Raw genomic sequence first — 11,680 nt, forward strand, 5'->3', positions numbered from 1 at the left:
CGCCGCGTCGCCCGTCCGCTGCGCCCGGCCGCCCGCCGCGGGACGCCGGGCCCGCCGGACGGGCGCCGGCACCTTCTCGAGATTCTCGATCGGCACCGGTTCGACCGCGTCGGCCAGCGGGAAGCCGAAGATCCGCGAGTAGAAGTACGCTTCCGCCTCCAGTGTGCGCTTGATGTGTTCCGCGCGCCGGAACCCGTGCTGCTCGCCGGGATACGCGATGTAGGCAACGGGAATGCCCTTCCGCTTCGCCGCCTCGAAAATCGTCTCCGATTGATTCGGGGGCACGATCTTGTCCTCGAGCCCCTGGAACAGGATCAGGGGGGCGCGGAGGCCGTCGATCGTCTGAATCGGCGAGCGTTCGCGGTAGAGATCCAGCCGGTCGGGATACGGCCCGATCAGGTGCTCGTCGTACCGCGACTCGAACTTGTGGGTCTCCTCGTGAAACACGACGAGATCGCTGATCCCGTAGTAGCTCGCGCCCGCGGCGAAGACGTCCCGGGCCGTGAGCGCGCGCAGCGTCGTGTACCCGCCGGCGCTGCCGCCGTGAATGATCAGCCGATCGGGATCCGCGAGCCCGCGCTCGACGAGATGGCGGGCCGCGTTGATCGCGTCGTTGACGTCGACGACGCCCCACTGCCCGTACAGCCGCTCCCGGTACGCGCGGCCGTAGCCGGTGCTGCCGCCGTAGTTCACGTCGACGAGCGCGAAGCCGCGGCTCGTCCAGTACTGGACGCCGAGGCTGAGCGTCCCGGACGCGGCGCCCGTCGGACCGCCGTGGACGCTTACGATGAGCGGCGGCCGCTCGCCCTCCGGCGCCGCCGCGTCCGGGTTGGCCGGCGCGTAGAATAACGCGTGCGCCGTCAGGCCGCCCTCGGTGGGAAACTCGATGGCCTCCGGCCGGGAGAAGTACGCGGCATCGGCAGGCGCGACCGCCGACGTCCGGAGCACGTCGATCCGCCGGGCCCGCAGATCCGTCAGCACGACCCGCGGAAATTCGGTCGGCGACCCGGCCACGAACGCGATCCCGGGACGGCCGCACCGGATGCTGTCTAGCGAGGTGTACGGCAGCGCGATCGGCTCCAAGACTCCCCGGGCCGGGTCGAGCCAGGCCAGGTGCCACGCGCCCTCGCGCTTGTGGGTACAGATGAGGCGCCCGTCGGGCGCGACGGCGTACGACGACTGCCCGAACCGCCACGCCGGCCCCCCGAACTCGGACGCCGCCTTCAGCACCGCCTCGATCCGGCCGTCGCGCCACCGGTACGGGTTCCACCACCCGGTCGGGTCGGCGAGAAAGTACAGGGTCCCGTCGGGCCCCCATTCCGGCTGCATCACCGACTCCGCCGGGCCGCCCGCCACCCGGCGGGCGCCGGCGACGGTACCGTCTCGGGCCAGTTCGCCGACCCACAATTCGGTCCCGTCCCACGGCATGTTCGGGAGATTCCACGTCAGCCACGCGAGACGCGAGCCGTCGGGGCTGAGCCGCGGCGCGGCATAGAAGTCACCGCCCGAGACGAGCACCCGCGGCGCCACCCCGCCCCGGCAGGAAACGCTCACGATCGTATTCACGGCCTCCCGGTCGGAGACGGTGTGATCCTCCCGCACGCACACGAGCCGGTCACGGCGCAGATCGACGACGAGATCGGCGTAGCGGTACGCGCCGTCCGGGGTGATCGCGGCCGGCGGTTCGCCGGGCCCGCAGCGATACAGGCGCCCGTCGTCGAAAGACGAGAAGAAGACAACGGCGCCGCGCACCGCGTACGCGCCACCCCCGTACTCGTGGACGCCGTTCCGCGCATTGAAGGGGGACGGCGTCACATCGGCGACGGGGCCGGACGCCGAGCGCCGCACCACGACGTTCCGGCCGCCCTCGGCCGGCCGCGCTTCGATCCAGTAGACGTCGTCGCCGTCCAGCATCACCTGCTCAAGGCCGACTCCCGCCTCGGCGACCGCACCCGCCGCGATTGGGGACGGCCACGAGCCGTAGGGCAGCACCTGCGAATGGGGCATCAACACATCCTCCTCGAAGTCCCGGGGTCGCGCACGCGCCTACGGCGCGGACGCCGCCGGATGCCCGTCCTGATAGAGCCACCGATACATCGCGGCCGACTGCAGGACGGTCTTGACGTATCCGCGCGTCTCATCGTACGGAATCGCTTCCACGAACGTGTCCGGGTCGGCGCCCGATCGCGCGGCCTGCCACTGCCGCACGGCGCCCGGGCCGGCGTTGTAGGCGGCGAGGGCCAGGTCGACGCGTCCGAACCTCATCAACTCGGCTTTGAGCACGGCGGCGCCGAGGGCGATGTTCGTCGCGGGATCGGCGAGCCCCCGCTGGTCCGGGGACGCCATCCCGAGGCTGCGCGCGGTGCTCTGCGCCGTCCCCGGCATTAACTGCATGAGCCCGTAGGCGCCGGCCGCCGAGGCCGCGGTGGTGTCGAACCGGCTCTCTTCGCGAATCACGCCGGCGATCAGATTCGGATCGACGCCGTCGCGGGCGGCCGCCTGGGTGATGAGCGGCCACAAGACCCGGGGATAGAGCGCCTGCCACAGCACAAGGGGCAGCCGGTGCGGCGCCGGCGCCCCGATCGCGTTCCGCGCATCCTCGGCGACGCCGATGCCGCGGCGCGGGGCGCCCTGCTCTGTGTATCGCTGGCTCAGCAGTGTCGACACGAGCAGGCGCGCCGGGGCGGGCGCGGCGGCTTCAAGCTCCAGCGTGGCGTCATCGGTTTGCGCAAGATCGTCGAGCTCGCGAAACCGGTCCAGCGCCGGAACGGCGCCGGCCGGCACGTCGGCCGGGGCCGCCCCGACGGCGACCCGGACCGGCGTCTTGAGGCGGGAGGCGGCCTGCTGACCGTAGTAAGTGTCGCCGTAAAGAAACGCCGCGCGCCGGTAACTCTCGGACGCGAGGTCGGCGCGGCCGAGTTCCTCGGCGGCACGCGCCGCCCAATACCACGCCGCGGACGCGGCATCGGTTCCCGCGGCAGCCTCCCCGGCGTGGAGCCACGCGGCCCGGGCGGACGCCCACTGTCCGCCGCGGGAGAGGAGCCAACCGACTTCCCACAGCGCCTGGCCGCCCCAGTACTGCTGAGGGAACCGGTCGCCTGCCTCCCTATACAAGACCAGGGCAGGGCCGACGGCTCCGCGGTCGGCCCGCGTCTCGGCCACCAGGAAGAGACCGCGCGAGGCGAGCGAGGACCGAGGATACTCGGCGGCCAGCCGGCGCGCAATGGCGAGCGCGTCGGTCTCCCGGCCGCCGGTCAGCGCGATGCGCTCGAGGTAGAACCATGAGTCGTCGGCGTGCGTCTGCCCGAGCGGCACGTCCTGCCGGAACCAGCGCGACGCCTCCGCGAACCGCCGCTGCTGGTACGCCAGGACACCGAGCATGTAGAACGTGCCGTCGTTGATGGTCCAGGCGCGTCCCGCAGACCGCACGCGCTGCAAATCGGTCCACGCGCCCGCGCCGTCTCCCGCGTCGAACTCCGTCACCGCGCGCTGGTAAAAGACCTCGACGGGCGTCGCATCCGGCGGAAGGGGGTGCGTGCGCGCCAGGTCGGCGAGACGCGCGTGCGCGGAGGCCGCATAAGGACTTGCCTCGAACGCCCAGCGAATCCGCCGGTATGCCTGGGCGGCGTCGCCCCAGTGTCTCTGCTTCTCCAGTGCCTGGCCCATGTCGAACCACGCCTGGGCCGCGTGCCGTCCCTGCGGAAACTGCTCGAGATACCGATGAAAGGCATCCGGGGCGTCGGGCGCCTGCGCGCCCCAGAGACTCTCCGCACGCCAGAACAGGGCGAGACCGTGCATGCTCGAATCGGGGAAGCGTGCCATGACGTCCTGAAAGGTTGCCGCGGCCCCGGCAAAGTCGCCCGCGTCGAACTCCGCGACACCGCCGTAGTAGACCGCGTGATCGGCCAGCGCCGGAACGCCGGCCGCCGCGCGCCCGAACGCCGCCCTCGCGTCGGCGTACCGCTTGTCCGCGAGGTCGATAACGCCGAGGAGGTAGGATGCCCGGGCCCCCACGGCGTCGTCCGACGCCGCGAGCGGCTCCAGCAGTCCGCGGGCGCTGGGGAGATCATTGTGGCGGTAGGCGTCGACGGCCGCGGCGAGCTGGTCCGGCGCCGGCACGCCCCGCACCGGCGAGGCGACAAGGAGGGCGAGCAGCAACACGGTCGCGGGAACCGCCGCCGCGGCGCGCACACGCCAGGGTCTTGGGGCGTGCAACGGCGCGGTCCCAGACATCCCCCCCGACAGGGGGGCCGGCCCGGCGGCCGCGGTGCGAGAAGCCCGCAGACGGGAGTTGTCAGACATGGTGTCGCTCGGCAAAGGCGTTGGTGGACGGCCCCCATTCGATAGATACCCGGGATCGTGCCGCGACGCGTGGGGGCGGACCCACCGTGCTTCGCCGGCCGCGCCGCCGCTCCCCGTCCCCTCGGGAACACGTCCGAGAAGCGCGGGCTACCGTGCCGGGCCGGTCCCGTACACCGCCTGGAGTTCGGTCAGGTAGATCTCCCCGCTCGGCGTCGCGGCAGGATCGGTCTCGACGACGTAGACGTACGTCCACCGGATCGGATAGGCGAGGCCGGGCGGGAACGCGGCCCGGAGCTGTTTCCAGCCCTGCCAATCGATGTGCCGGGCGAACGTCACGGTTCCCCGCTCGCCGTTTGCGTCGGTGTACGCGCCGCGCAGCCACGCGCCGTCGCCGTCGCCATAGACCCAAAGGGACATGCCGGTCGGCGTGCCGGGAAGGGGGAGGTCGGTCTGCACGTACGCGGCCCGGCTGCCGGACCCTTCGAGGTGGAACTGCATCCGCAGCGATTGCCGGTTGCCCCGGCTGGGGGTCGACGCCGGAGTCACGTTGCCCGTCACCGAGTCCGGGTAGCCGCGAAACGACGCCTGCTCCTCGAACGCCGGAATGAGACGCATATAGGCGCCTCCGACCGACACACGCACGGCGGCGGTCACGCCGTCGAGGTGCGCGGTCAAGGATCCGTTCCCGGTCACGTTCCCGGCGAGGAATCCCGACGGCGACATCGTCCCGAGCGCGGGCGGGGTCACGTCCCACACGACCTCATCTTGCGGCAGCGCGACCAGGCGCCCGGTCCGATCTTCACCCATCACCTTGACCGGCGCCCCCTGCCCGGGCGCGACGGAGAGCGATGCCGGCGCGACAACAAGCCGGGCGAGGCGCGTCACCACCGACACGGGCGTGCTGCCCGTTGCCGTGCCGCTCTGGACCTGCACGGTCCCGTCGGCCGATTCCCGGCCGGCGACGAGACTGCCGTCGGCGCCCACGCTCGCGAAATCCGGCGCCGGCGGCCGGGCGACCGGGCCGCGCGATGGGCTGCCGTCGAGCCGGAGGAGTCCGCCGGTCGGGACGAGCCGCACCGGATCGGTAAGCGGCACCGGATTCCCCTGCGCGTCGACCCCGATCACGGGCGGCATCACGCGCGCGCCCGCGTAGAGCACGAGCGGCTGGTTGTTGTTGACGAGGATTCTGACCGGCGGGCCGGGCGTCGCGGTCGAATACACGAGGACCGCGTCCGCGACGGGCCGCTCCCTGCCGTCGGACGGGGAGTTGACCGTCGAGACCTGCGATTGGCCCGGCAGCCGGACCACCATCGTTGCCGAGCCCCCGCTGTCGAAGGCCATCGCCTCGTAGGCACCTTGGCGCAGCAGGTACTGGGCCAACTGCGGACGCGTGAGGCCGATGCTGAGCCACGGCTGGCGGCCGTCCGCTTCCACAAACGTGAGGTACCGGCCGTCCGCGCTGATCCCGACGGCGGCCGCCGGGTACCGAAAGTCGCGCTCGGCGGCTGCGGGCGCGTCCGGGTCCTCGACGATCCGGCCGTTGTCCACGAGAATCGGGCCGCCGCCGACGGCGACCTGCGCCTGGTGCCAGTCCGGATCCGTCGTCAGATTGACCGTGACGGTGGTCCCGGCGCTCAGGTGCCCGCGGATCCAATCGGCCCCCGTCCCGCGGCCCAGCAGGATGATCTCGCCCTGCGGAAACGGCGCGTAAAACGCCTGCTGGAGCCAGATCTGCTTGACGAAGTACCGGCCCGTCCCCCCCGACGCGGACCCAGCCATGTCGGCGGGCGAGAGTTCCGCCACCGCCTGACGGACGCTGGGATCGGGCGGCGGCGCGCCGTATCCGCGCACGCTGGAAATCACGCTGATGCCGTCGACGGGCACGCCGGCGTTGAAACTGTCGAACGGCTGGGTTCCCCCGCCCTCGAGGCCGAGGGTCCCCGTCCATCGGTACCGCACGATCCGGGCGACGCCGTCCTTGCCGATCACGAGGGCGACGAACCGCCAGGGACTGCGCAGCAGTGCGCCGTTCTGGATGACGATGTTGAGCGGCATGCCGGACTGCCCGATGTCGAAGTAGTCCGCGTTGATGCCCGCGATCGCACCGGCCCGCACCGCCATGGAGGAGACGGGCTCGTCGTCGCTGATCAGCTGATCGTGCGCCACGCCGACGCCGAGGTGCACGGTCTGATTGCGCAGGTCGACCAGCAGGTGGTGCAGATCGAGGGGACCGTCGGACGTCGCGAGCGACACGTGCCGGTACTCCACACCGGCGGCGACCGGCAGGGCGACGATGCTCGAGGCGAGGACGGCGGGCCAGTCGGCGGGTCCCGCGCCTTGCGCTGCGGGCGTGAGGAGGGCGAGTACAAGAACGAGTGCGAACAGACGGGTCCAGCCCTGTCGCGTCATCTGCATCGTGTCCTCTGCGCCATCCGCTGGTGTGGTGTGTGACGCGAAGAAATTGCCGCGCTGTTCGGCGCCCGGCCGCCTCCGTCCTGCCGGGCGCTCACATCCCGCGCCGCGGGGGGCCACTCGGGCCGACGTTCACGGCGTCGGGGGCTTCGCCGGCGCCGTCGGGGTCACCGGGTTCGGCGCCGTCGGGGTCACCGGACCTCGCGGCGCGGCGGCGGGGCCGCGCCGGGGAATCCCCAGAAACGCGACAATCGGCTTCGGAAAACTGTCAAACGCGTTCGCTGAAATCTTGTACTGTAGGCCGAGCGCCGCATCCGTCGCGAGCCACCCGCCGGGCCGGTGATACACCGCCACACGGAACCGCGCGCCTTCTCCGCCGTCCGCAGAGATCATGAAGGCCGCGGCTCCGGGCGGGGCCGCCGACAGCGGTTCGACCGTGTCGGCTTCCAACAGGTTGATCGACGAAAACATATCCGTGATGTCGCCCTCCGTCAGTCCGCCGCCGGCAAATCCGGGCCCCTGCCGCCGCACCTGCAGGCTCTGCTCGTCGCGGCTCCACGTCACGGCGGTGAGGTTTTGGGCGTCGTAGGGCAGCACGCGTCTGGTCACGAGGGAGATCGGGGTCGGCGTGAGCCGCCCGACGAGGCCGGCATCCATCTGGAGGACGGTCGGGGCGGCAGCCTGCCCCGCGCCAGACGGGGCCTGCCCCGCGCCAGACGGGGCGACCATGGCGTACGTCACCCTGCCCCGGGCGGCGAAGAGAAATCGCAGCGGCGACGGACGGTTCTTGAGCGTCAGCTCCACGGTCACCGTCGGGTGGTCGAGTCCATAGGGAGCGAGGTCCGTCACCCCGTCGTGGAACGCCTTGGCGTCGGTCGTGGTGATCGGGAAGAACAAGTCGGTGACCTTGAAATCGTCGGCCGGCCACGGGTGCGCGCCCTGCAGGCGCCACCGGTCCGGCCCGACGCGATCCACCGCCAGCGTGCCGGACGCCGACGCCACGCGCACGCGCTGCACGTCCGCGTTCGTGAAGTCCGCGAGCGTCTTCTGCCGCAGATCGGCCGCCGTCTTCGCGAGCGCGTCGCGGGCGGACGTATCGATGAGGTACACGGCGTCCCCGGGAACGGTCCGGGCGTACATTCCCGCCGACACGGGCGACCCCTTGCCGAGATCGACCGCCACCGTTTTCCCGTCCGCGGTGCGCAGCGTGAGCTCCGTGGCCGGCGCGGCGAGGCCGTAGGCGGCAAGATCCGTCGCCTTATCCGCCGCCGTCCGCTGTGCGACGATGCCGAGGGCGGCGTCGAGCAGATCCGAGACTGCAAACGAGGACGCCGGCGCGCGGAACGGCCGGGTCACGGTCCAGTGCGTCGCATCGACCCGCGCCAATTCGACGGTCTCTTTGCCGTTCCGAAGCGCGATTTGGGTGACGCCGGCTTTGGTGACGTGCACCAGATGCCGGGCCTCTTCCGCCCGCTGCGCCTGCGGGCGATCGACCGCCAGAATGTAGGCGGCGACGAGCGCAACGACCAGGGCGAGGGCGATCGTGACGCGCGGGTTCACAGACTGCGCCTGCGGAAGTAGACCGATCCGCCGAGAATCAGCAGCGCAAGAGGCAGCGCGATCACGCTGCCGAGAAACAGGTAGCGGCCCTGCTGCCCCGAGATGATGAAGGGGTCGAACGGCGACACCCGCGGCGCGATACTGACGAGGTTGCCGGACTGGGTCAGCCAGGCCACGGTGCTCGTGAACAGGTCGCGGTTGCCGACCAGCCCGACGTAGCTGTTCCGGACAAACGCGCTGTTGCCGAAGAGGACGGCGGATCCCTTCGCTGCCCCGCCCCCCGCCGGGGGCCCGCCCGCGCCCGCGGGTGAAGAAGGAGGCTTCGTGCCCGCGGACGGCGCGGCGGCCCGCGGAACCGTGGGCGTAACGGCCGTCGGAGCCGGCGTCCCGGCGGCCGGTGTCACCTCCACGCCGAGCACCGACGCGCCCTTGCGGTCCACGCCGGCCTGAAACCCGATGTCCTTGGCGTCGAGGTTGGTCTTCACGTAGCTGGCGTCCGAGCTCTTGACGATCGGGGTCAGCGTGACGTCTTTGGCCTTGAGATCGGGGACGAGCGGAGTCGACACCGGGAACGCCGTCGCGAGGTTGAAGTTTTGCGTGATGTCGCTGAAAGGGTACTGCGTCACAATCGGCACGGCCGGATTCGCGCCGAGGAGCCGCGAGACCGGATCAACCACCAGACCGCCGGGGGCGGCAACGTGAAACTCCCGCCCGAGCCACGCGCGGGCCCCGGGCGGAGTCTGCGGATCGACCAGTACGAGCAGGCGCCCGCCGTCCCGGTAGTAGGCGTCGAGGGCGTCGAGGACCTGCGGCGGCAGTTCGCGGGAGGGCGACGCGAGGACGACGGCCGAGGCGTCGGCCGGCACCCGTCCCTCTTTGATGAGGAACAGGCTCTTCACGTCGAACCCCTTGCCGGTGAGCGTCTGCTTCGCCGTGCCCATCCCGTCCCGGGTGAAGTCGTCCGGCGCGGCCTCGCCCTCGCCCTGGATCACGTAGACGGTCTTCTTGCCGGTCTCGAGCACGTGCAGAAGGCCGTTCGTCAACGCGTCCTCGGTCGCGTCGTCGACCGTGTAGGTCGCGGCGCCCCGCCGGAGAACGATCTGGCCGTATGAGGTGATCTTGTACCGCTGGGCTTCCGTGGGGTTGCGGTCCGGGTCCACCAACCGGTACTGGAAGTTCTTCGAGTAGTACTGATACGTGCCGAGGACGTCGCGGTAGCGGCCCCGCTGGTCGTTGTTCGGGTCGCTGCTCGGGAACGCCACGGCCTCGACGGGGCCGGGAAGCGTCTTGAGGACCTTGAGCGTCTGCGGCGACAGGGAGTGCTCCCGGGTGGCGGTGAGATCCGAGCGGACGTGGTGCTCGACGCCGAGATAATTGAGCCCGACGAGCAGCGCGGCGACGAGCAGCGCCGAAATCAACGCGTTCGCCGTCAGCAGCCGGTTGCGGCGGATCATCGCCCTACCTCCACTTTCGCGACTCGAGCGCGACCGCGCCGAGGAACAGGAAGAATCCGGCCAGGCTCAGGAAGAACAGCACGTCCTTCGTGTCGATCGTCCCGCCGGCGAACGTCGAGAAGTGCGTGGCGACCGCGAGCGCCGACAGCACCTGCTGCGTGGCTGAGCCGGTGGCCTGCTGGGCGAACCCGAGCACCCACAGCAGCAGCAGGAGCGAAAACCCGATCGCCGCGGAGACGATCTGATTCTCGTTGAGCGTCGAGGCGAAGAGCCCGATCGCGAGAAAGGCGCCGCCGAGGAGCATCAGGCCGAGATACGTCGCGCCGAGCAGGCCCCAGTCGAGGCGGCCGATCACGGCCAGGCTGAGCGGCATGTAGGCGCTGATCGCGAGCAGCAGGAGGTACAGCGCCAGCACGGCGAGATACTTGCCGAGCACGATCGCGGTGCTCGTCACGGGCGACGTCGCCAGCAGTTCCATCGTGTGTGTGCGGTCCTCTTCGGAGACGAGCCGCATCGTGAGCACCGGGACGAGGAGGATCAGCACGAAGCTCACGTCCTGAAACAGAGGACTGAAGATGATGCGCGTCGGGTTGAAGTCCGCCGGGGGCGTCCCCTGCAGCTGCAGCACCTGCGTCGTGTACAGGCCGATCAGCGAGAAGAACAGGAACCCGGTGATGAGGAAAAACATGGCGAGCGCGACGTAGGCGATCGGCGACGCGAATAGCTGCCGCATCTCCTTGCGCGCGATGACCAAGGTGCCGCTCATGCCCCGGCTCCCTTCGCTCCGGCCCCGTCCTCGTCGGTGACCAGCTTCAGGAAGACGTCCTCGAGGCTCATGGACAGCGGCCGGAGCTCGAGCAGCCCGGCGCCGGCATCGACGACCGCCCGCGCCACGTGCTCGCGGACGTCCGTGCCGAGCGCGGACTCGACCAGCAGCTCGCCCGGCGCCGTCCCGATGGTCACGTGGCGCACCCCGTCGATCCCGCCGAGCCGCCGCGCGAGATCGGGCGCCGGCCGCGCCGTCCGAACCAGCGTCTTGTCCGAGTTGCGCAGGCGCGCCGCCAGCTGCTCGTAGGTATCCACCGCCACGACGGCGCCCTCATTGAGCACGACCACCCGGTCGCAGACGGCGGTGGCCTCGGGCAGGATGTGCGTGCTCAGGATGATCGTGTGCGAGCCGCGCAGATTCTTGATGACGTTGCGGATCTCGACGATCTGCCTCGGATCCATCGCCGACGTGGGCTCGTCGAGAATCAGCACCGCGGGATCGTGCACGATCGCATGGGCCAACCCGACGCGCTGCCGGTACCCGCGCGACAGGTTGCGCACCAACCGGTCCGCGACGTCGTGGACGCCGCAGAGGTCCATGGCCCGGTCCACCGCATCGGGAATCCGGCGGCGCTCGACGCGCTTGAGCCGCGCGACGAAAGAGAGGTACTCGCGCGTGGTAAACTCCTCGTAGAGCGGGACAACCTCCGGCAGATACCCGAGATGACGCTTCGCTTCGAGCGGCCGTTCCACGATATCGAACCCTGCGATCGAGGCCTTCCCCGCGGTGGGAGCGAGGAATCCGGTCAGGACGCGCATGGTCGTCGTCTTCCCGGCGCCGTTGGGGCCGAGAAACCCGAGAATTTCGCCTTCCCGGGCCCGGAACGACACATCGCGGATGGCCCAACGCTCCCCGTAGCTGCGGGAGAGCGACTCGGCCTGAATCACTGGCAAATCCCCCCTTCCACGCGGACAGCCACTATCCTAATCGCCGAGTCACACCGTTGCAAGGGGCCGATCTGCCTCATAAATAATGTTACCGAGCGAAGTCCTGATGCCTCATAACCCCTGTTACCGAGGGCGCAGGAGGCATCATGGGCCCGCAGAGCATCCGCGAATACATCGCCTCCCTCGGACCACGGTATCGCGCTGCCCCGAAAACCGCCAAGAGCCGGATGCTGGAT

At 70.6% G+C, this 11,680-nt stretch carries 7 protein-coding genes; all 7 read right to left on the reverse strand.

Going from position 1 to position 11,680, the window contains the following annotated elements:
• A partial coding sequence (locus VGZ23_05230; protein ID HEV2356997.1) for a S9 family peptidase occupies positions 1 to 2,007 on the reverse strand: 2,007 nt, incomplete at its 3' end.
• A 39-nt stretch (positions 2,008 to 2,046) separates the two neighbouring features.
• Entirely contained in the window at positions 2,047 to 4,191 is a 2,145-nt protein-coding gene (locus VGZ23_05235) for a transglycosylase SLT domain-containing protein (GenBank protein ID HEV2356998.1), read from the reverse strand.
• Positions 4,192 to 4,449: 258 nt separating this feature from the next.
• A complete protein-coding gene (locus tag VGZ23_05240; GenBank protein ID HEV2356999.1) occupies positions 4,450 to 6,711 on the reverse strand; it encodes a phosphodiester glycosidase family protein in 2,262 nt (753 codons plus the stop codon).
• A gap of 135 nt (positions 6,712 to 6,846) precedes the next feature.
• Positions 6,847 to 8,274 (reverse strand): DUF4340 domain-containing protein, encoded by a 1,428-nt coding sequence (locus VGZ23_05245; GenBank protein HEV2357000.1) that lies wholly within the window; start codon positions 8,272 to 8,274, stop codon positions 6,847 to 6,849.
• Complete coding sequence (locus VGZ23_05250) at positions 8,271 to 9,728, reverse strand: Gldg family protein (protein ID HEV2357001.1); 1,458 nt, start codon at positions 9,726 to 9,728, stop codon at positions 8,271 to 8,273. Before VGZ23_05250 ends, VGZ23_05245 begins: the two co-directional genes overlap by 4 nt.
• A 4-nt stretch (positions 9,729 to 9,732) precedes the next feature.
• Positions 9,733 to 10,494: an ABC transporter permease gene (locus tag VGZ23_05255; GenBank protein ID HEV2357002.1), complete on the reverse strand. Its 762-nt coding sequence runs from the start codon at positions 10,492 to 10,494 to the stop codon at positions 9,733 to 9,735.
• Positions 10,491 to 11,444, reverse strand: a complete 954-nt coding sequence (locus VGZ23_05260; protein HEV2357003.1) for an ATP-binding cassette domain-containing protein — start codon at positions 11,442 to 11,444, stop codon at positions 10,491 to 10,493. The genes VGZ23_05255 and VGZ23_05260 overlap by 4 nt, the downstream gene beginning before the upstream one ends.
• Between the last annotated feature and the right edge of the window lie 236 nt (positions 11,445 to 11,680).

The organism is bacterium, assembly GCA_035945995.1.
GTDB lineage: Bacteria > Sysuimicrobiota > Sysuimicrobiia > Sysuimicrobiales > Segetimicrobiaceae > DASSJF01.